Annotated in this window: 14 protein-coding genes, 1 tRNA gene and 1 pseudogene; 11 read left to right on the forward strand and 5 right to left on the reverse strand. The window is 69.5% G+C overall.

Features of this window, described 5'->3' with window-relative positions:
• The first annotated feature begins 39 nt into the window (after nt 1–39).
• Complete coding sequence (locus ACZ6DL_RS28100) at nt 40–1029, forward strand: pirin family protein (RefSeq protein WP_466055560.1); 990 nt, start codon at nt 40–42, stop codon at nt 1027–1029.
• Between the two features lie 101 nt (nt 1030–1130).
• On the forward strand, nt 1131–1427 hold the full coding sequence (locus ACZ6DL_RS28105) for an excalibur calcium-binding domain-containing protein (protein ID WP_040865425.1): 297 nt from the start codon (nt 1131–1133) through the stop codon (nt 1425–1427).
• A gap of 63 nt (nt 1428–1490) precedes the next feature.
• Here ACZ6DL_RS28105 and ACZ6DL_RS28110 read toward each other — a convergent pair whose 3' ends face one another.
• Nucleotides 1491–1712 carry a DUF3618 domain-containing protein gene (locus ACZ6DL_RS28110; RefSeq protein WP_040865367.1) on the reverse strand — a complete coding sequence of 74 codons (222 nt, stop codon included), beginning with the start codon at nt 1710–1712 and terminating at the stop codon, nt 1491–1493.
• Nucleotides 1713–1877: 165 nt separating this feature from the next.
• On the opposite strand from ACZ6DL_RS28110, the gene bcp reads away from it, so the two are divergent.
• Nucleotides 1878–2351 (forward strand): thioredoxin-dependent thiol peroxidase, encoded by a 474-nt coding sequence (bcp, locus tag ACZ6DL_RS28115; RefSeq protein ID WP_393236807.1) that lies wholly within the window; start codon nt 1878–1880, stop codon nt 2349–2351.
• Between the two features lie 68 nt (nt 2352–2419).
• Here bcp and ACZ6DL_RS28120 read toward each other — a convergent pair whose 3' ends face one another.
• Nucleotides 2420–3646: a hypothetical protein gene (locus ACZ6DL_RS28120; RefSeq protein ID WP_466055563.1), complete on the reverse strand. Its 1227-nt coding sequence runs from the start codon at nt 3644–3646 to the stop codon at nt 2420–2422.
• A gap of 295 nt (nt 3647–3941) precedes the next feature.
• Here ACZ6DL_RS28120 and ACZ6DL_RS28125 point away from each other — a divergent pair, with 295 nt between their 5' ends.
• A complete protein-coding gene (locus ACZ6DL_RS28125) occupies nt 3942–4562 on the forward strand; it encodes a TetR/AcrR family transcriptional regulator (protein WP_227954938.1) in 621 nt (206 codons plus the stop codon).
• A gap of 36 nt (nt 4563–4598) precedes the next feature.
• On the opposite strand, the gene acpS is transcribed toward ACZ6DL_RS28125, so the two are convergent.
• Both acpS and ACZ6DL_RS28135 read right to left on the reverse strand, forming a co-directional pair.
• Nucleotides 4599–5036 carry a holo-ACP synthase AcpS gene (gene acpS, locus ACZ6DL_RS28130; RefSeq protein WP_040865364.1) on the reverse strand — a complete coding sequence of 146 codons (438 nt, stop codon included), beginning with the start codon at nt 5034–5036 and terminating at the stop codon, nt 4599–4601.
• A 76-nt stretch (nt 5037–5112) separates the two neighbouring features.
• Nucleotides 5113–14430 carry a fatty acid synthase subunit beta domain-containing protein gene (locus ACZ6DL_RS28135; RefSeq protein WP_466055566.1) on the reverse strand — a complete coding sequence of 3106 codons (9318 nt, stop codon included), beginning with the start codon at nt 14428–14430 and terminating at the stop codon, nt 5113–5115.
• A 386-nt stretch (nt 14431–14816) separates the two neighbouring features.
• On the opposite strand from ACZ6DL_RS28135, the gene ACZ6DL_RS28140 reads away from it, so the two are divergent.
• From ACZ6DL_RS28140 to ACZ6DL_RS28170, 7 genes and pseudogenes are all read left to right on the forward strand, one after another.
• Nucleotides 14817–14898 (forward strand) — tRNA-Leu (locus tag ACZ6DL_RS28140).
• A gap of 577 nt (nt 14899–15475) precedes the next feature.
• A complete protein-coding gene (locus tag ACZ6DL_RS28145; RefSeq protein WP_466055568.1) occupies nt 15476–16039 on the forward strand; it encodes a hypothetical protein in 564 nt (187 codons plus the stop codon).
• A gap of 636 nt (nt 16040–16675) precedes the next feature.
• Nucleotides 16676–17014: a hypothetical protein gene (locus ACZ6DL_RS28150; RefSeq protein WP_466055569.1), complete on the forward strand. Its 339-nt coding sequence runs from the start codon at nt 16676–16678 to the stop codon at nt 17012–17014.
• Nucleotides 17015–17118: 104 nt separating this feature from the next.
• Nucleotides 17119–18333 carry an FAD-dependent monooxygenase gene (locus ACZ6DL_RS28155; RefSeq protein WP_466055571.1) on the forward strand — a complete coding sequence of 405 codons (1215 nt, stop codon included), beginning with the start codon at nt 17119–17121 and terminating at the stop codon, nt 18331–18333.
• 108 nt (nt 18334–18441) lie between these two features.
• The gene (locus tag ACZ6DL_RS28160; protein ID WP_466055573.1) at nt 18442–18840 is read left to right on the forward strand and encodes a GlcG/HbpS family heme-binding protein; all 399 of its coding nucleotides are present in this window, start codon (nt 18442–18444) and stop codon (nt 18838–18840) included.
• Nucleotides 18841–18900: 60 nt separating this feature from the next.
• A pseudogene (locus ACZ6DL_RS28165) lies at nt 18901–19089 on the forward strand (LLM class flavin-dependent oxidoreductase); the annotation flags it as partial.
• Nucleotides 19090–19183: 94 nt separating this feature from the next.
• Nucleotides 19184–19744 carry a putative immunity protein gene (locus ACZ6DL_RS28170; RefSeq protein ID WP_466055574.1) on the forward strand — a complete coding sequence of 187 codons (561 nt, stop codon included), beginning with the start codon at nt 19184–19186 and terminating at the stop codon, nt 19742–19744.
• A 59-nt stretch (nt 19745–19803) separates the two neighbouring features.
• Here the strand turns inward: ACZ6DL_RS28170 and ACZ6DL_RS28175 are convergent, their stop codons facing one another.
• Nucleotides 19804–20658, reverse strand: coding sequence for a helix-turn-helix transcriptional regulator (locus ACZ6DL_RS28175; RefSeq protein ID WP_466055576.1), 855 nt, complete (start codon nt 20656–20658; stop codon nt 19804–19806).
• Between the last annotated feature and the right edge of the window lie 138 nt (nt 20659–20796).

Here is a 20796-nt window from a genome sequence, read left to right on the forward strand (position 1 = left end):
GGTTGGTTGACATGGACACTAACTCCCGAGGAGGTCCCCATGCCCGCCGTCACCGTGCCCGACATCATGGTCCTGCCACGCCTCCCCCGTCTCGACGCGACCCTGCGCGAACGACCGGTCCGGAGCGTGGTCACCGCGCACAAACAGCGCGAAGGCGCGGGTTTCGAGGTGCGCAGGCCGTTTCCCAGCATGGACCTGCGCACCGCCGATCCGTTCATCCTGCTCGACCAGATGGGCCCGGTCGCCTACGAACCGCACGAGGCGAAGGGCGCGCCCTGGCATCCGCACCGCGGCTTCGAGACGGTCACCTACATGCTCGACGGCACCATGGTGCACCACGATTCACAGGGCGGCGGCGGCGTCATCGGCGAGGGTGACACCCAGTGGATGACCGCGGGCTCCGGCATCCTGCACGACGAGGTGCCGCCGGAGGAGATGGTCGCCTCGGGCGGGTGGTTCCACGGCATCCAACTCTGGGTGAACCTGCCGCGCGCGCTCAAGTTCGCCGCGCCGCGCTACCAAGACCTGCGCGCTGGCGAACTGACGCTGGTGAGCTCGCACGACGGCGGCGCGCTGGTCCGGCTCATCGCCGGGGAGGTCGGCGGGTTCACCGGTCCCGGTTCGACCTACACCCCGATCGCCTACGCTCACGCGTCGATCACTCCCGGCGGGATTCTGGAAACACCATGGCCGCAAGAGTTCACGGCGATGGCGTACGTGCTCTCCGGCAGCGGGGCGGTCGGCGCGGAACGCAGGCCGCTGAGCGAAGGACAGCTGGCGGTGTTCGGCCGCGGAGACGCGATCAGCGTGACAGCCGATGCGCGCCAAGACAATCGGACCGGAGCGTTCGAAGTGCTGCTGCTCGGCGGACGGCCGATCCGGGAACCGGTGGTGCAGTACGGGCCGTTCGTCATGAACACCCGCGCGGAGATCATCGAAGCGATGGAGGACTACCAGGCCGGGCGCATGGGAAACATCCCCGCACAGCACATCAGCGGCGCTGGTGGGCAGGATCCCCTAATGCCCTAGTTCCGTCCCCCCGAGGTTGACAAGAGAGCGGCCCGTCACAACAGTGGATGCGGCGTCCGGTCGGACGCCGCATCCACCGCAGCAACCACATAGAGGAATACATGAACGTTCGCCGGCTCTCCGTCAGCGCGGCCGTCGCGGGACTGACCTTTCTCGCGGCTCCCGCCGCCCTAGCCGCCCCTCCGTCCGGATCCGCCGGAACGGGTTCCTCGGCCGTCGACACCGGCTCCGCCGCGACCGGCTCGGCCGGTCTGTCGCAGACCGGTTCGGCCGGTGGCGCCTTCGCCAACTGCGACGACGCCCGCAACGCGGGCCGTGCGCCGCTGTTCCGTGGCGAACCGGGCTACGGCCCGCACCTGGATCCCGACGGCGACGGCTTCGCCTGCCCGACGGTCTGAACCGACCGCGAAACGACGACACCCGGTGGGCGATGCCACACCGGGTGTCGTCGTTTTTCCAGCTCAGCGGAAGATTTTGAGCAGCACCAGCCCGACGACCAGGGCGGCGGCGCCGATCAGGCTGTATTTCACCTTCGGCTCGTTCAGCTTCCCGACCACGATCTGCTTGGTGTCGTCCGCGATGCGATGCGGGTCCGCGCGTACCGCGAGTTCGTCGAGCGTGCTCGCCAGCCGAGTGCGGGCGGCCTCGATCTCCTGCTCGATCCGCTCGGTATCCCTTGCCACGTTCCACCCTCCTGTTGTCGATTGCCGCACCCGGTGCACGATCACGCCGCATGCTCGGCCTTTCGTGCGGCACCCGGGGCTCGCGGACGAGTGTATCCGCCGCCACCCCGCTCTATCCGGCCGCGCGCGGATCACCTGTCCGGACCTTCGGATACCGTGCTGGAGGTGACCACCAACCAACGACTCTCCCCGGGCGACACCGCCCCCGAGTTCACGCTTCCCGACGCCGACGGCAAGAACGTCTCGCTGTCGGACTACCGCGGTCGCAAGGTGATCGTGTACTTCTACCCCGCCGCGAGCACGCCCGGCTGCACCAAGCAAGCCTGCGACTTCCGCGACAACCTGGCCGACCTGGACGGCGCGGGCATCGACGTGGTGGGCATCTCCCCGGACAAGCCGGCCAAGCTGGCCAAGTTCCGCGACGCGGAGCAGTTGACCTTCCCACTGCTGTCGGATCCCGACCGCGCCGTGCTCACCGCCTGGGGCGCATACGGCGAGAAGACCATGTACGGCAAGACGGTCGTCGGCGTCATCCGCTCGACCTTCCTGGTGGACGAAGAGGGCAAGATCGCCGTCGCGCAGTACAACGTGCGCGCCACCGGCCACGTCGCCAAGTTGCGCCGCGACCTGTCTGTGTAACCCGCAGGCAGCGAAAAGCCCGGCGCCGCAGGGGCGCCGGGCCGAGGTCGGGCCGCGGTTCGGCTGGATCAGGCCTGCAACACCTGCTGGGCGGCCCACTGCGCCATCAAACGCAGGTGCTCGTCCCACCAGTCCGCGGCTTCCGGGGTGAATACGGCGGGCGGTGGGGCCTCGCCGGGGAACAACAGCGCGCCGTCGGGCGCGGCGACCACGCGGTCGGCCGGGACCCCGGTACCCGGCACCAGCGGCGCCGAGGCGTTCGTCTCCGGTCCGTTCGTGGCATCGGCGGCGACCAGCGGCAGCGGACGCGGTGCGGCACCCCACCGAGGCTCCGGAAACTGCACTCCGGTCGCGCCGGCATCGGCGCCGGAGCCGAGCGGCCCGTCGGACGGCTCGGGCGCCTCGGTATCCGCGGGCCGGACCTGGTCTGCCGGATGCGACGCGCCGGCGCCTTCGATCCGGGCGTCCGACACGACGGTCGGCGCAGGCCGCGAGGAGTCGTTCAGCAGGTAACTCCCGCCGACGACCATTCCGCTGGCCAGTACCCCGGCCGCGGCGAACACCGCGACTCCGCCGCGCGCCCGGTGCGGCTCGCTCACCGAGTCGGCGCAGGTGTCCTGCTCCAGTCGCACGCTCAACGCCGCGCCCGCGGCGGAGGCGAAAGCCCCTATCGTGCAGGGGATCACCGGCGCCCCGAATTTCTCGACCGCCGCAAGCACCACCGACCCGGCGCCCGCCGAGCCGATCAGCGCCACCGCGTCCGGCCGCGCGTCGGCCGCGTCCAACTGCTCCCACGCCGCCGCGACGCCCATGCCGAGCGACCGTGGCGTCGCCCGGCCCGCCTGCCCCACCGCGGCGAGCACCCGGCGGCGGCCGCGGTCGACCAGGGTGAACGCCTGGTACCCGGGCACCACCTCGCAGATCAGCAGGTTGTCGTGGGCCTCGAGCCACGTCATCATGCTCGCCACGCTCAAGTGGGCCGATTTCACCGAGACCATCGAGGCGCTGTGCCACGGACCGGCCGCCAACCGGGTCACGATGGCGCGCCGCTCGGCGGCGTCCCGATAGGCGACCGCGACGCCCCCGATCGCCCACTCCGAGCCCAGCCCCGCGGCCAGGGCGCTCAGCGCGGCCTCGACCGCCGCGGCCACGTCGGCCTTGCCGTCACCGTCCGCTCGCACCACCCGCCGCAGCAGCACCCGGTCGGCGAGCTTCTTGCCGTCGGCGAGCGCTACCGCGTGCACGGCACCGCGTTCGGTGGAAACGCCGAGAGTCACCACAGATTCAGCTACCACTGATCACGCCTTCCCTCTGTGCATTGACCGAGCTCACGCTTGCCGAAAGCCATGAGCCCCATGGATTCCCCTGCTCGGAACACACGTCGCGATGCACGCGCGCTCGGTATGTGTTCGGCACCACATCGGTTACGGATGGGTAGCGGAACTCGAGCCGCCCGGATCCGAACGGCGGATGCGCGTATCGCCCGCTTGCCGCTACCGTTAGCCTGGATGCGTGGACGTACGCGCGGAGGCCAGGTCGAAGCACCGTGTGGACCCTGCGTTGGAGTTGCAGGACGACCCACAGGAGCTCATGCCGCGACGCCGGCCGACGCAGGAACGCAGCAAACGAAAGTTCGACGCCTTGCTCCAGGCGTCCAGGGAGCTGCTCGTCGAGGTGGGGTTCGAATCGTTCACCTGCGAAGAGGTGGCGGCCAGGGCGGAGGTGCCGATCGGCACGCTGTATCAGTTCTTCGCCAACAAGTACGTCATCGTCTGTGAGCTGAATCGCCAAGACCTGGTTGCGGTTTCCCAGGAGCTGGCCGACTTCCACGGCGAGATCCCGTCGCTGGACTGGCTGCGGCACATGAACCAGTTCGTCGACCACCTGGCCAACCTCTGGATGACCGACCCGTCCCGCCGGGAAGTGTGGCTGGCCATGCAGTCCACGCCGTCCACCCGGGCCACGGGCGCGATCCACGAGAAGCAGTTCGCCGAGGTCGTGTCGCAGATGCTGCGGCCGCTCACCCCGCGCACCCCGCGGGTACGGCGCACCATGATGGCCGAAGTGCTGGTGCACGTGGTCTATTCGATGCTCAATTTCTCGGTGCAGGACGAGCAGAGCAGTGCGGAAGCGGTCGCCGAACTCAAGCGGCTGATGGTCGCCTACCTGCTCGTCGCGGAGAAGGAGTCGCGCACCGGCAGCGAGCGATGACGGTGGTCCCGGCGGGAACCGGGACCACCGTGCGGCTCACCCGGCGCTGTCGCGGCCCTCGATGAGATCGGCCAGCTCGCCCGGGTCCTCGAGCACCACCATCGCGGCGGCGGTGTCGCCGTCGTGCGTCAGCGACAGATGCACCCGCACCCGGGGCAGGAATTCCGCGGCCAGGCCGTGCAGTTTGATGCTCGGCCTGCCCCACGCGTCGTTGACCACCTCGATCAGCGGATACGGGTTGTCCCCGATCTGCGGGCGGCGGGCGAACCGGGACGATGCCCAGGCTTTGAGCACCGCCTCTTTCGCCGCCCACCGCGCCGCGTAGCTGCGCGCCGGGTCGGTCCCCTTGCTCTGGCAGTAGCGCCGCTCTCCCGCGGTGAAACTTTCCCTGAGCATGGTCGTTCCGGCGCGTTCGAGCTGTTCGGAGAACTCGGAGATGGTCACCAAGTCCAAGCCGATACCGAGGATCGTCATAGGCGGGCAGCCTACGACGTACTCGGCGAGCCCGCGCGCGGACCCGGCGCGGCGAGTTGCCCCGCCGCGCTTCCGGTTACGCGCATCCGATGCCCTTAGCGCGGTAGGAGCCGTCCTGCGCCAGACGTGCCTCCGGCGAGAGCAGCACGTCGGCCTCCAGCTGACGAGCCCGCTTGGCGGGGGTGCCGTCGCCGCCGAGCCTGCGATCCGCGGGACGCTCGTACAGCGGCGCGCCGCCACACATCGCCTCCACGAACCGCTGCCTGCCCGCCAGCTGACGCTCCTGCGCCCTGCGCTGGTACTCCTCGCGCCGTCCCGGCTCGATGGCCTGGATGAACGCCTCCGGGTGCACGACCGCCAGCAGGCCGTTCACATGGCCGAAGCCGAGGGAGGTGACCAGACCGGCCTTGAGCGGAAGGCGATCACCGAGCCGCAGCGGCTCGCGCAGCCACACCAGGTGCGGGAAGGCCAGCATCTTCTCGTCGACGCAGTCCAGGCTGCGGTTCGGCGGGATGACGCCCTGCTCCAGCACCTGGCACAGGCCGATGAGCTGGAAGGCGGCCGCGCCGCCCTTCGCGTGCCCGGTGAGGGTCTTCTGCGACACGACGAACAGCGGAGCGCCGTCCGAGCGACCGATGGCCGTCGCGAGGCGCTCGTGCAGCTCCGACTCGTTGGGGTCGTTGGCCGCCGTCGAGGTGTCGTGCTTGGACACCACCGCGATCTCGTCCGGCGTCACGCCGAGCTTGCGGAGCTCGGTCGCCAGCCTGGACTCCGCCCCGCCACGACCGGCGCCCAGCGCGCCCAGACCAGGGGCCGGGATCGAGGTGTGCACACCGTCCGCGAAGGACTGCGCGTAAGCCACCACGCCGAGCACCGGCAGACCCATCTCCAGCGCGACGCTGCCGCGCGCCAGCAGGACCGTTCCGCCGCCCTGCGATTCGACGAACCCGCCGCGGCGGCGGTCGTTGGCGCGGGAGAAGTACCGGTCGCTGATGCCCTTGGCGCTCATGGCCGCCGAATCCGCGGTGGCCGACATGTCACCGAAGCCGACGATGCCCTCGATGCCGAGGTCGTCGTATCCGCCCGCCACGACCAGATCGGCCTTGCCGAGCCGGATCTTGTCGACGCCCTCCTCGACCGACACCGCCGCGGTGGCGCAGGCCGCCACCGGGTGCACCATCGCGCCGTAACTGCCGACGTAGGACTGCACCACGTGCGCCAGCGCCACGTTCGGCAGCGCCTCCTGCAGGATGTCGTTCGGGCGCGGCTCACCGAGCAGGTTGTCGACGTACAGCGAGCGCATCGAGGACATGCCACCCATGCCGGTGCCCTGGGTATTGGCGACCAGCGAGGGATGCACCCAGCTCATCAGCTCGGCGGGACTGAACCCGGAGCCGATGAACGCGTCCACCGTGCAGACGATGTTCCACAGCGCCACCCGGTCCACCGACCCGGCCATATCGGGCGAGATACCCCAGATGGTGGGGTCCCAGCCGGTCGGGATCTGGCCGCCGACGGTGCGCGAGAGCTTGGCCCGGCGCGGCACCCGGATCTCGGTGCCCGCCTTGCGCGTCACGGTCCAGTCACCCGAGTCAGCGACCGGCGTGATCACCGTGTGCTCCGGATCGGCGGCGTAGAAGGCGCGGGCCTCGGCCTCGCCGCCCACCGTGAACGACAGGTCCTGGTCGAGGAACACCGAGGTCATCAGCGGCGCCGAGTTGTCGGTCATGGCGCCGTCGTCCTCGTAGCGGCGCACACCGCAGCGGGCGACGACGGCGTCGTGGTAGCGCTCGGCCAGTTCGTGCTCGGGCACGTAGTCGCCGGACTCGGCGTCGTACCAGCCCGGTTTCGGGTCGTTCTCCCAGATGACCATGCCGGTGGTCCAGGCCAGCTCCAGCACGCCCGCCGCCGACAGCTCGTCGGAGACCTCCATCTCGAAGCGAGTGCGCGCCGAACCGTACGGGCCGAGTTCGCCCGCGCCGACGATGACCACCATGTCGGCCAGGTCCGTGGCCACCTCGCTCCACTCCGGCACCGGCAGCGCGGAGGTCACGGTGGGCGGCGCGGGCAGCGCGGCGATGGTGCGGCCCGCGTCGGCGTCGGTCTCCACTTCCGCCTGCTCCGCGGCCTGCTTGGCCAGCGCGGGCAGGTCCAGCTTGGCGCGGGCGAGTCCGCCGGTCAGGTCGATCTGCTGCGGGCCGGTCGCGGTCACCTGACGGGCCCGCGAGGTGCACCACTTGAGCAGTTCGTCGGCCATCTCGGTGGTGGACCAGGTCTGCACGCCTGCCTTCTCGACCGCCTCGACCATCGGGTCGTTGTGTCCCATCAGGCCGGTGCCGCGCACCCAGCCGATCAGCGCGTGCACCAGGGTGACCCGGGCCGACCACGACTTCTCGGCCCGCCACTTGGCGACCACCGCGTCCAGCGCCGCCTTCGACTCGCCGTAGGCGCCGTCGCCGCCGAACATGCCGCGGTTGGGCGAACCCGGCAGCACCACATGCAGTTTCGCGTCCACGTCGTAATCGGCGCCCAGCTTGGACAGCCCGCCGATCAGTCGTTCGACCGACCAGAGCAGCACGCGCATTTCCATTTCGGCGCGAGCGCCCGCGTCGGCGAGATCACCGGCCACCCGCGGCGCCGCGAACGGCAGCAGCAGGGTGGGCGTCATCGCGTCCTTGATCTTGATCTTCGCGCCGCCCGCGCTGTCGACCTGCTCGGTGCCGATCCAGTCGATCAAAGCGTCGACGTCCTGGTAGGACGCCATGTTCGCGGGCACCACCCACAGGGCCGCGCCGTGGCGGGCGTTGTCCCGGTACAGCTTCCGGTAGAAGCCGAGGCGTTCGTCGTTCAGCGCCGAGGTGGTCACCACCACCGTGGCGCCACCGCTGAGCAGCCTGCCGGTCACCGCCGCGGCGATGGATCCCTTGCTGGCGCCGGTGATCACCGCGATGTCCGAGGACCACAGTCCGGGCTCTTCGGTGCTCAGCGCCGCCTCGGCGATGCGCTCGTACACACCCGCGAGCACCGAACGCGCCTCGTGCATCGCCCGCTGCCGCCACCAGTTCGCCTGCGCCGCGACGGCTTCGCCCGCGCCGAGGAACCCGGTGACCGGTCCGTTCGCGCTGCCCGAGTCGTCGGCCAGCCACAACCGGGCCAGATCCTCGCGCGCCGTGGCCCACCGGTCGTCCAGCAGCACCGCCTTGCGGGCGTCGAACGCGGGCGCGACCAGGCGCGGCCAGTCCGCACCCAGTTCGGCCGACACCAGGTCGACCAGGGAGTCATCGGACGCTTCCGGAGCGGAGACCCGCTCGGACAGTCCGAGCTGTTCGAGCACCACGCGCGCGGCCGTGGCCAGCACGCCGTCGCGCCCGGTGATCTGCTCGGTGAACTCGCCCAGCGCCGCGGCGTCGACGGTCGCGCCGCCACCGCCGCCCGCCGAGGGCAGCGACACCGCGACACCGCGGCGGGCCGCGACGGCCTGCACGGCGGCGTCGATGGCCGCGTCGACCGAGGCGGCGTCGCCCAGCGCGCCGGAGACCAGCCCGCCCAGATCACCGCCGCGCACGCTGGTGCCTTCCCTGGTGCCCAGCGACACCTCGGCGGTCACGTGGCTGGCCCACCCGTCACCGAGTTCCCAGACCTTCGTGACCCGATCCGCGATGGCGGCCGGACGCTTGCCGGACGGGCCGAACACCTTGCGCAGATGATCGCCGATGGCGTCGGTGAGCACCGTGCCGAAGGGACGGTAGGTACGGGCGAGCCGCTCCACCGTCGCCGACAGCGCGCCCATGTCTGCGTCGGCCGCGCCGTCGATCGCGCCGAGCGAGAGCTCGGAGCCGAGGTCGACCAGCAGCTGGTTGCGCCGGGAGGAGACACCGTCGCACAGACCCTCGATGGTGTCCACGGGGCCGATCTGGTCCAGCCGCAGCTTGGTCCACAGCGCGATCAGCACGCGGGTGGCGTCGGCGGCGGTGAACGCGATGTCGTCCGGACGCGGACCCCCCGAGCTCGGGGCGGGCGCTGCCACGGGAGCGGCGGCGACGGCCGCCGCCGGAGCCGCGGTGGCCGCAGGCTCCTCGACGGGCTCGTCGACCGGCGCGGGGTCGGTGTCGGTCGCGTAGACGATCGCGGCCTCGCGCTCGATGTTGAGCACCTCGACCGTGGCGTCACCGAACGCGGGAAGCTTCAGTGTCTGGCTGGCCAGGTTCGCCACCGTCGGCGTGGCGCCGAGACCGATCTCGACGAACCGCTCGACGCCGAGGCCGCCCTGCGCGGGATCGGTGAACAGCAGGTCCTGCGTCTCGATCCAGCGCACCGGGCTGGCGAACTGCCAGGCCAGCAACTCGACCAGCACCACGCGGCACAGCTCGGTCGGCCGGGCCGCCCAGCTGTCGAAGTCGGCCAGCACGGCGGTGAGCGGCTCGGACGGCACCAGATCCGCGATCTCCTGGACGAACGCCCGCTCCAGCGAGAACAGCCGGGGCACCAGGTTCGGGATGTAGCGGCCGACGAGGACCTCCGGGCGCAGATCCACCGGAAGCAGCTGCTCGAGCTTCTGCCGGAACTCCGGAACGCCCTTGCGCAGCACCGTCGAGTGGAACGGCACGTCGATGCCGGGGACCAGGATGAACGCCCGCTTGCCGCCGAATTCGGCACGGCGACGGTCGATCTCCTCCTCCAGCGCGTCCAGCCCGGCCACCGTGCCCGCGATCGCGTACTGCGACCCGCGCAGGTTCAGGTTGACCACCTCGAGGAACTCCCCGACCCGCTCGCCGACTTCCTGGACGAAGCCGACGACCTCCGCGTCGGGCAGCCCGATCTGCGAGGGCCGGATCGCGGCCATCCGGTAATCGCTGCGGCCCTGCGCGTCGCGCGGCACCAGCTCGTGCATCGCGGAACCGCGCTGGAACACCACCTCGAGCACCGCCTCCAAGGGGAGCACCCCGGCGACGGCGGCGAGCGCGTTGTACTCGCCCACGGAGTGACCCGCGAGCAGCGCGTCCTCGACGAATGCCCCGGCCTCGCGCAGTTCCGCCACCTGGGCGACACCGAGAACCGCCATGGCGACCTGGGTGAACTGCGTCAGGTGCAGTACGCCGTCCGGGTGCCGGTGTTCGACGCCCCGCGCCTTCAGATAGGTCGGGTTGTCGCGCACCACGGCGAGAATCGAGAAGCCGAGCGCCGCGCGGGTGTGCTTGTCCGCACGGTCCCAGATCTCCTTGGCCGCCTTCGACCGGGAGCGGGCGTCCAGCCCCATCCCCTTGCGCTGAATGCCCTGACCGGGGAAGGCGTAGACGGTCTTCGGCGCCGCGGTGCGACCGGTCGCGGTCATCACCAGTTCGCCTTCGGTCCGGCAGGAGACCTCGACGATCTCGCTGCCCGCGTCGACCGCGACGCGCTCGACGCGCACATCGATCTGCGCGCCGGGGCGGACCATGCCCAGGAACCGGGTGGTCCACGCGGTCAGCGTCCGCGCCGGGGTCGAAGCGGCCGGATCGACCGCCGACACGACGTGCTGCGCGGCGGCCGACAGCCACATGCCGTGCACGATCGGGCTGCCGAGCCCGGCGAGCTTCGCGGCGGAATCGCTGGTGTGGATCGGGTTGTGGTCACCGGAGACGGCGGCGAAGGCGTGCATGGTGCGCGGCGCCACGATCGTGACGTCGCGACGACGCCTGCGCGGGGTGTCGGTGGCCGCGTCGGACACCGTGCCCGCCGCGCGCGGCGGATCGGTCAGTTCGCCCGCGCCGTTGCGCCCGCGGATCGCGAAACGCTCGGTGAGGGTGGCCAGCACCGGCATCGACATCCCGGTCTCGGGCTTGTCCAGCATGGCGGTGATCCGCACGTGCACCTCGACGACGCGGCCGAGGTCGGTGTCCAGGGTCTCCCCGGCCTCCGCGCGCACCGCCAGCACACTGGTCTCGGCGGGCAGCTCACCGGCGAGGTGCACCTGGTGGTCCAAGTGGACCAGGTCCAGCATGCCCTCGATGACGCTCTCGCCCTTCGCGGTGCGGGTCGCGCCCAGCACCGCGAACACGGCGGGCCAGCAGGCGCCGACCAGCACATCCGGCACGGTACGGCCGAGCGTGCTCAGCGTGGCGGGCAGGCCGGAACCGGTGACGCCGGCGTGGTCGGCGATCAGATCCGGAATCCAGGCCAGGTTCACGTGCGCGACCCTGCCCTTGACCTCCGGAAGATCCTGGCCAGCGGCGACCGCGAGCAGCGCGGCCATGGCCTCGTGGGCGTCGGCCTCGGTGACCACCGGGGCGCCGCCGTTGTAGACCGAGGTCGGCACCGTGATCCGGATGCGCACCGCGTTGCCCGCCAGCAGCGGGACGGTCAGCTCCAGATAGCTGTTCTCCGGCTCGGGGCCGGTGGTCTCGGCGAGTGTCGCGCCGCTGGGCGGATGCACCGCGCCTTTCCCGTCGACGACCCATTCGGACAGGTCGCCGAGCCGGTGTACCGGGCTGATCGTGGTGCGCCCGGCCCACTGGACGTCCGGGGCGGCCAGCACGGCGTCGATCGGGCCGCTGGTGACGCCCGCCGTGCGGCGCGCGTCCACCGCGGCGGGCGTCACGCCCGCACGCACCAGCGAGTACGCGGTGTCCTGTTCGAAGCGGTCGAGCAGCTCGCCGACCGGCTCGTCGACCCGGGTGATGCCCGCGACCGCGACGGTGCCGGGAATGACGCACACCTGATCGGCCGAGTAGCGCGGATCGTGCGCCTGCCACAGCGAATCCGAGCGCCACCAGCGGCGCACGTCGGCGTCGACGACCGGCACGAAGTTCACCGGCTTGCCCGGCGTCTTGCACAACGCGATGAAGAACGGGATGTCGGCCGGGTGCAGCAGGGTCTGCGCCGTCGCGGGGTAGGCGTCCTTCAGGGTGCACAGCGCCGCGACCGGGTCTTCGAAATCCTCGTCGGCGGCGAACAGCGTCGCGATCTCGCCGCGGTCGGCCGGATGCAGCCGGGCCTCGGTGCGGCGCATCATCTCCGCGAACCGTTCGCGCCAGGTGATGTCCAGCCACACCGAGCTGGTGGCCTCCGCGATCGCGTCGCCCAGGTCGCTGCCGCAGTCGAAGTCCTTGCGGCGGTCCAGCCCGACCGCGAGCTCGACGTAGCGCTCCAGCCAGTCCTGGTAGGTCATGGTGGTCAGATCGCCGAAGTACGGCTTGGCGGTGGCGTTCAGCGCCGCGATGATCTCCGCGCGGCGCGCGGCGACCGCGTCGGCGTCGCCCGCGACCTCGTCCAGCAGGCGGCCGGTGCGCGAGGCGGCGTTGTCGATCTCGTGGATGTCGGCGCCCAATTGGCTACGGCCCGAGGCCATTCCGCCGGACGCGGTGCCCGCGCCGACCCAGTCGGGGGTGCCGGGGGTGTCCACCAGAAGTTGCTTGACCTCCGGCGCGGTGGTGGCCTCCAGCGTGGCCATCGCCGCCGTGCCGACCAGCACGCCGTCCAGCGGCATCACGGGATAGCCGTGCCGGGCAGCCCACTGACCGGTGAGGTACTCCGTCGCGCGCTCGGGGGTTCCGATGCCGCCGCCGACGCACACCACCACGTTCGCGCGGTTGCGCAGCTCGGCGTAGGTGTCCAGCAGCAGGTCGTCCAGGTCTTCCCAGGAGTGGTGGCCGCCGGCCTTACCACCCTCGATGTGCATGATCACCGGGTAGTCCGGCACCTCGTCGGCGATCCGCAGCACGGCCCGGATCTGGGCGACGGTGCCCGGCTTGAACGCGACGTGGGAAATTCCGACCTCGGTGAGCTCCTGGATCAGCGCGACGGCTTCCTCCAGCTCGGGGATGCCCGCGGTCACGATGACGCCGTCGAACGGGGCGCCTGCCGAGCGGGCCCGCTGCACCAGCCGCTTGCCGCCCAGCTGCAGCTTCCACAGGTAGGGATCGAGGAACAAGGAATTGAACTGTACCGAGCGACCCGGGTGCAGCAGCTTCTTCAGCTCGGTCACCCGGTCGGCGAAGATCTGCTCGGTCACCTGTCCACCGCCGGCCAGCTCCGCCCAGTGGCCCGCGTTCGCCGCGGCCGCGACGATCTTCGCGTCGACCGTGGTCGGGGTCATGCCCGCCAGCAGGATCGGCGAGCGCCCGGTCAGCTTGGTGAAGGCGGTCTCGACCACGATGCGCCCGTTGGGCAGCCGCACCGGACGCGGCGCGAACTCCGACCACGGGGTGGCGGGCTCCGGCGCTGCCCCCGGGGTGAGCAGGCTGCGCTGTCCGGCGCGGGTGGCGGCCGCGACCATGCCGAGGCCGGTTCCCTTCAACGTGCCCGATGTGACGCGCGACAGCAGATCACCCGGGCCCAGGTCCAGAATCCATTGCGCGCCCGCGGAGATCACGCCCTCGACGACCTCCACCCAGTCGATCGGATCGACCAGGATCTGCCGCGCCAACCGGCCCGCCAGTTCGGCGTCCAGGCCGCACTGGGTGGCCCAGCTGCTCACCAGTTCGACGGTGTCGGACAGCGCCGGGTGGTGGAACGCCACGTCGACGGCCACGTCCTCGAAGACCGGAGCGAACACCGAGCCGCCGCGCACCTTGGCGTCACGCTCGCGTGCCTGCTCGTCGTGCATCTGCGCGCACCGCTGACGCACCCGCTCCAGCTGCGCGGGGGGACCGGAGAGCACCGCGCGCCGACGTCCGTTGCGGATCGAGACCACCACGGTCGCGGCGGGATCGGCTCCCTCGCACACCTCGGCCACCACGGCGCGCAACTGCTCGGGATCGACATTCGACACCGCGACCATCGGCGAGCGCTCGCCCACCGGCATCAACCCGCGCCGCCGCGCCACCAAACCCGCCGCGGCACCGATCATCTGGGCCACCGCGAGCAGCTCCGCGTCACGGGCGCCACCGGCTTCGACCGCCGCGGCGGCGAGCAGGCCCTGCGAGTGCCCGACGATCGCGACCGGCGCGTGCTCCGCCGGATCGAGACCTTGCAATCGCAGCGCGCGCACGGCCGCCACCTGGGTCAGCATCACGCCGGGCATCGACACGGCGGCCGAACGCAGCACATGTTCGGACGGAGCCGCGGAGGTCTCCCCCTCGTCGGTGTCGGCCAGCTCGTTCTCGAGCATCCAGCCGATCGGGTCGAAGCCGACCGGACGCACCACCAGCAACTGCGCGGCCACCGGCTCGAGCAGCGTGGCCGCCTCGTTGACCAGCGCGGTCAGCTCCGGCTCCAGCGCGCTGTCGCGCCCGATCTCCTCCAGCTCGCTCAACCACTGCGCACCCTGCCCACCGAAGGCGAGCGCGTACGGCACGCCGTCGAGCAGACGATCCAACAGCGGCGACCGCGCCCCGCCCGACGCGGCCTTCCCGGCGGCGGCTACCGCCTTCGTGCTCTGTCCGGACTCGGTCTTGGTGCTCTCGTTGATCGTCAAGACGCTTCGACTTCCTTCTCCATGCGACATGCCTCGGCGACACGCCGGTCCCTACCGGTTCACGAGTGATCGCGGGTGATCGGCCTGATACGGGCGAGAATGGCACAAAATCATGAGGAAATCCTCACGTTTGGCCTCGCGGGTGGCCGCTACTTAGGAGTATTCGTGCACTTACGTACCAGAATAGTGGTGAACATGACTCCGCCTCATGTTTGAACCCGCTGGTCCATCGGGTTACCAACGCGTAGGAAACATGAGCGCCCCTCATGTTGGCCTTGTCCAAATCGTTATAATCCCAGGTAAGGTTACTGACGAGTACGCCACACCCTCCCAATGCTTCGTAATGGGCGAAACGCCCGGTAGAGTTTGGACGGTCGTACCATCAAGCGCGAGTGGCGAAATTGGCAGACGCGCCAGATTTAGGTTCTGGTGTCCACGGACGTAGGGGTTCAAGTCCCCTCTCGCGCACAGATTCACGTCAGTCGTGACACTTCCCGAGCCGCGTGTCGGAGTGCACTCGCACACAGGGTGGGCCACCACCGGAAACACACTTCGACCTGCATTGATCTTCGACATAGCTGCCACTTCGCGGCAGTTGTGATCCCTCGGAAAGTTTGCTGGGACTGCCGCTGAGAGGGGCCGGTAGCGGTGATCGCGCCGGTCATCCCGCCGCAGCCGCCGTTGCAGGAACTTGTTCACATACCGGCGGTCACGAACCGCGTGGTCCGTCCTGCCGATGACGATCTCGTCTATGGACTCTGTTCCGTCGGAACGGAGGCGATCTCCGATGCGATCACCTTCACCGCGCTGAATCGGTGTCCGGGCATACTCCTGGAGCCGACGCGGCGGCTGCGTTCTCCGGACTCACCTGGTCGAGGGTCAGGGCGGTGCTGTGCCGAAGCACCGCGTCTACCGACCGAGCATCCGAGCTGAACGATTGGCGAGCGCGCGGTATGCGGCAGATCAGTGTGTTGGCCCGTCGAGCACCGAACGGGGTGGGAACTAGCCGGCACGTGCCCCGGAGCTGTCCAGTAGGGTCGCGCCGGTGGGTAGCGATAGCCGTTACGCTGCATACGAAGCCGACCTGTGGGAACGACTGGCTGCGTTGCTGCGCTCGACCGAGGACGCCGAAAACTTTCGCGCCTGCCGCGAGTCCGGCCATCAGGAAGCGGGGCTGTGGATGCTGACGCAACGGCTGCTCGAGCAGCAGGTGCCGATCAGCGACCGAACACGCGCCGAGATCGAAGTACTTGCCGAGCAATGGGGTGAGCGGCTGGCCCGCCACGACGAAATCGTCGCGTGCGTAAGAGATTCCGAGGGTGAAGCGTCCATCCGGCTGCTCCCGGATGATCGGTCGGTGCCAATCCATCCAGCCCGGATCGGCCTTACGGACTCTGCCCTGACGGGACTGCTCGTCGTCCCGTGGCTCGAATGCCTGCGCTGCGGACGAGTGCTGGCGCGAGTCCACGCGCAGGAGCCGTGGGGAGATCTTCGATATCTGGCTGCTCATTACGTCGTCTGGCGTCACACCGCATCGGACGATGCACTCCAGATCTTCGACGAGTCCGACCTGCACAACGCCTTCGAATCGCTGCTTTCCTGTAGCTGATCTCCTGAACCCGGCATCGCCGGAATACAAGAATGGGGCGACAACCGGACACCGACCGCTCCCGGCGGCACACCATAGCCAGCGAATGCGAGTAGCAGTACGAGGCCGAGTCGGCAGGCGGTCGCGGGCGATCTTCGCCCCACGCCCGCAACCGATGGTCGGGCTGTCAGGCCGATACGGGAGACCACTGCTCGGCCTGGGGCCGACCGGGCAGCGGTTGTCCGATGAGGGCGAGCGGGACGAAGAAGTTCACCTGGCCGATGGCCATCGCGAGAGTGGCCAACGCTTTGTCGTCGCAGTGTTCGACTGCGAGGGCGTAGAACTAATCAGGCACACGCTCCCCGTGCGTTGCCGGTTGCAGGACGGGCTTCGACCAGAGTGAGGGCGACGCGTTCGGCGTCGCTGAAATAGGGGGCGTCGCGCCAGGTCGCGACCGCGGCGATCCGTTCCTCGCCCTCCCCGGCGGTGCGCAGGTTCCCGTCCTTTCAAATCCGCAAATGCCCCGCAAATTGCTCCGGATAGGGCACCGGCCGACCACCTCCCCGTTTCTGCACCTATTTGTCAATGCGCGACTTCTGGCGTGCGGCGAAACAGCGTAGAATTCAACTAGGTCGGGACTGTATCTGGAGCCCTATCATGTTCGAGAGAAAGAATTCACACACGAAGTTCGCCCGGTTGGCGGCCGCCACCGGTATAGCCGCCGTTGCCGCGATTCCGGTCGTCGCAGCCGCGGCGCAAGCGCCCAGCGCGCGCGCAGCGACGCCTACCTCCGCAACCCAACTCGTCGACAGCCCCGGCTGGGGTAACGGTGGCGGCTGGGGCCACGGCGGCGGTTGGGGTAACGGTGGCGGCTGGGGCCACGGCGGCGGTTGGGGTAACGGCGGTGGCTGGGGCCACGGCGGCGGCTGGGGTAACGGCCCAGGCTGGTGGAATTGGTTCAACCCACCCGGCTGGGGTGGCTGGGGCAGCTTCTAGCGCCGGTGACCGAGCCCGGACACGCACAGCGTGCCGGGCTCGGTTGCATCGAGTAGCGATCATGTGCAGCCAGGTTCGACCAATCGGCTGGAACCGGTGACGAGATGAAGATTGTGTGTGTCGGTGGCGGGCCGGCCGGGTTGTACTTCGCCATTTCGATGAAGCGGCGCGACCCGGCGCATGACATCACGGTGATCGACCGCGATCCCCTCGGGTCAACCTACGGCTGGGGCGTCGTGTACTGGGACGACCTGCTCGACATTCTGTATCGGAACGACCCCGACAGCGCCCGGGCGGTGCGTGCCGGCTCGGTTTTATGGCGTGAACAGGCAATCCATGTGCGCGACGACCAGACAGCACATTTCGGGGGCTACGGGTTCAGCATGGGGCGCGCGGCATTGCTGGAGGTACTTTCCCGCCGGGCGAGTGACTTGGGCGTCGATGTCCAGCACGGGCAAGAGGTCCACGATCTGTCCGGCTTCGTCGACACTGATCTCATCGTCGCCGCCGACGGCGCAAACAGCGGGGTACGGCAGCTGGGCGATCCTCGTTTCGGCACGTCCGTCACACTCGGCGAGAATCGATATATCTGGCTCGGCACGGACAAGGTCTTCACCCGCTTCACCTTCGCCTTCGAGCACACCTCGGCCGGTTGGATCTGGTTCCATGCCTACCCGTCGGTTGCCGGAAAAATCAGCACTTGCATCGTCGAGTGCCAACCACAGACTTGGCATGGACTGGGATTCGATTCCCTGGACAACTCGGCGAACTTGCGTGTTCTGGAGAACATATTCTCGCGCCTTCTCGACGGTCACTCGTTGATCAGCAAGACGCGAGGCGAGTTCGCCAGGTGGAGCCGCTTTCCCGAGATAACCAACAAGACCTGGTATCACGACAACGTGGTGCTACTCGGCGATGCGGCGCACACGACGCATTTCACCATCGGCTCGGGCACCCGGTTGGCAATCATCGACGCCGTCGTGCTCGCACAGAGCCTGTACGAACATGCCGAGGTCGCCGACGCGCTGGAGAACTACGACGCGCAGCGGCGCGCCGCGCTGCGCCCGATCCAGGCCGCCGCCCGTACCAGCATGATCTGGTTCGAACACGCCGACCGGTATCTCGACCGCAGCGCCGTGCAGTTCGCCTATGCGATGGCGGCTCGGCACGGGCCACAAATGCCGTGGCGATACCAGCGACACCTGCTCACCCAGATACCCGCAGTGCGCAAGATCCGGCGTGGCATCGACTCCGGCCAGCGGTGGTGGCGGGCTGCCCGACGGGGGGAACTCGCGATGTACCAGGCGCGCCGCTCGTGACGGGACTCCGGCAGGTTTCGGCTCACTCTGTCCGACCGGACTCCTGAACTGGCGACCTTTCGCTTGCGAGGCCGATCTCCTACCGGGTCGTACGGCATTCTGGACACCATGACGATCTCGCTCGAGCGGGCCGATTCCGTGGTTGCCGCCGCCCGCCGCGCTGCGGCCGAGCACCGGGAAACCGTCACGATCGCAGTGGTCGATGCCGCCGGCAAGCTGATCGCATTCGCACGGATGCCCGGCGCCTCGCTGCCTACCATCGACTCCGCCCAACACAAAGCTGCCGCCGCGATCGCGCTCGGCTTCGACACTATTCAGCTGGCCCCGCTCAACGACCCGGGTCATTTGTTGCCCGGGGCCGTGTCCTCCGGCGATCCGTTCGTGCCACACGGTGGTGGGGTGCTCATACGCGCGGGCGAAGTCGCTATCGGCGCCCTCGGGGTATCCGGCGCGACAACCCCGATCGTCGATCACAAGATCGCGTCGGCGGCCACCCTTTCGGGCTGATGAATGCGGAACGTCGTCCGGAACACGGTCAGCGCGAAGCCATGCTGCGGGAAGGTGGCAGGGGTGGCCAGTGCGGCGCCGGCCGTGATTGCCGGACGCGTCGCCTCGGTGACCCGGCGGATACGGGTCGGTGCCGGCGGGGTGATGTTGCCGAACCACGCTCCTGTCGTGATCGCCGAACAGTTCGGCACCCTGGAGGCTTTCCACCCCGGACGTATCGACCTCGGACTCGGACGTGCGCTTGGCGGACCTCGCGAAATCGCTGATCGTGACGCATCCGGTTCCACTCGAGTCCAAAGCCGGGTGTTGATCGCTGTCCGGCACCGTGGTCGAAGATGGCGGCATGGCAGAGGAAGCGAGCGAGATTGCTCTGAGCGTGCAGGATCTTCGTGAGGTCACCGCGTTCGCCGCCAACTGTGCGCAGGTGGCAGTCGAGATATTCGAGGCGGATCAGCCGGGCGACTCGCGGCCTCGTGACGCGATCGACGCTGCGTGGGAGTTCGCTCGGGGCGGTAAGCGAGGAAAACTGCTGCGCGACACGGCTTGGGCGGCGCTGAAGGCATCCAAGGACGCGGATACCGCGGCTGCGCGGGAGGCGGCCCAGGCGGCGATGTCCGCGGCTGGTGCGGCGTACTTGCATCCGTTGGCCAAGTCCACCCAGGTCAAGCACATTCTCGGGGCAGGCGCCTACGCGGCGAGAGCGGCCGAGCTTGTCGCCGGTGACGATCGCAGCGTCGGCGCCCGACACGTCGAGCAAGCAGCACATCGTGCGACGCCAGCCGTGGTCGACGTGCTCAAACGCTTTCCGGCGGCCCCGGGTGGCGGTGGACGGGTCGGTGAATTGATCCGCATGCTGGACGCCGACCTTCGGCACGATGCCTCCGGAGCCGAACCGGGCGAGTAGTTCCGGCGCCGGTCTGCCATCGGCAGACGGCCGATTTCCGCACCGACGGCTGATGGTTCTCAGGTCACCGGCCGCGTTTCCTCGGCCCAGCTCGCGAGTAGCCGTAAGGCGGTTTGCGAGGGTGAGCCCTCTTCGACCGTGTGGGCGATCAGCGCTTGGTCCGGATCGTCCGGGAGGCGCAGGGTTTCGAAGCCGAGGTCCAGTTCGCCGACCACCGGATGCCGGTAGATGTACCGGCCGTGGGTCTTGTCCTTGAGCTGGTGCTCGGCCCACGCTTGCCGGAACTCGGGGCTGGCCGCCGAGAGTTCGTCGAGCAGCGCCGCCGTTTCCGGGTCGTCCGGGTGACGCCCGGCGTCGAGCCGGAGGTAGGCGGCCACGTCGCGGGTCTTTTCCGGCCAGTCGGCGTAGAGGCTGCGCATGCCCTCGTCCAGGAAGACCAGGCGGGCCAGGTTCCGCTGGGCGGGTGGTAGTGCGCCGAAGTCCGTGATCAGCGCGGCGGCGAGGCGGTTCCAGGCCAGGACGTCGGTGTTGCGGCCGACGATGTAGGCGGGCACGTCGGCGGCGGAGTCCAGCAGCCGCCGCAACCCAGGCCGGACCTGCTGCGGCGCATCCGCGCGGTCTCCTTCCGACCAAGGTCGCGCGAGCCGGTAGAGGTGTTGCCGCTCGACATCGTTCAACCGCAGCGCCCGCGCGACCGCGTCCAGCACCGCTTCGGAGAAGTGCAGGGTGCGCCCCTGTTCCAGCCGCACGTAGTGGTCGACGCTCACTCCGGCGAGCTGCGCGAGTTCCTCCCTGCGCAGCCCGGGAACGCGGCGCCGACCGCCGTAGTCCGGCAGGCCGAGTTCCTCGGGCCGCAAGCGGGCCCGCCGGGATCGCAGGAATTCGCCGAGTTCTGCCCGTCTGTCCAGTGGCATGTGGCCAGTATCCCCGCACCCGCTGGACGCGAACCTGGTCACGCGGTGCCCAGGCTCCGGCTGGCACTGGGTAGCCCTCGTCGCGGCGGTCAAGGTTGGGAACACGGAAACAACACCGAGAAGAAATGAGCACTGCGC

Source organism: Nocardia sp. NPDC041819 (genome assembly GCF_055590505.1).

Coding starts and splice junctions, on each gene's coding strand:
- ACZ6DL_RS28100 (WP_466055560.1), top strand. CDS start 40: ATGCCCGCCGTCACCGTGCCCGACATCATGGTCCTGCCACGCCTCCCC.
- ACZ6DL_RS28105 (WP_040865425.1), top strand. CDS start 1,131: ATGAACGTTCGCCGGCTCTCCGTCAGCGCGGCCGTCGCGGGACTGACC.
- ACZ6DL_RS28125 (WP_227954938.1), top strand. CDS start 3,942: ATGCCGCGACGCCGGCCGACGCAGGAACGCAGCAAACGAAAGTTCGAC.
- acpS (WP_040865364.1), bottom strand. CDS start 5,036: ATGACGATCCTCGGTATCGGCTTGGACTTGGTGACCATCTCCGAGTTC.
- ACZ6DL_RS28150 (WP_466055569.1), top strand. CDS start 16,676: ATGTTCGAGAGAAAGAATTCACACACGAAGTTCGCCCGGTTGGCGGCC.
- ACZ6DL_RS28155 (WP_466055571.1), top strand. CDS start 17,119: ATGAAGATTGTGTGTGTCGGTGGCGGGCCGGCCGGGTTGTACTTCGCC.
- ACZ6DL_RS28160 (WP_466055573.1), top strand. CDS start 18,442: ATGACGATCTCGCTCGAGCGGGCCGATTCCGTGGTTGCCGCCGCCCGC.
- ACZ6DL_RS28170 (WP_466055574.1), top strand. CDS start 19,184: ATGGCAGAGGAAGCGAGCGAGATTGCTCTGAGCGTGCAGGATCTTCGT.
- ACZ6DL_RS28175 (WP_466055576.1), bottom strand. CDS start 20,658: ATGCCACTGGACAGACGGGCAGAACTCGGCGAATTCCTGCGATCCCGG.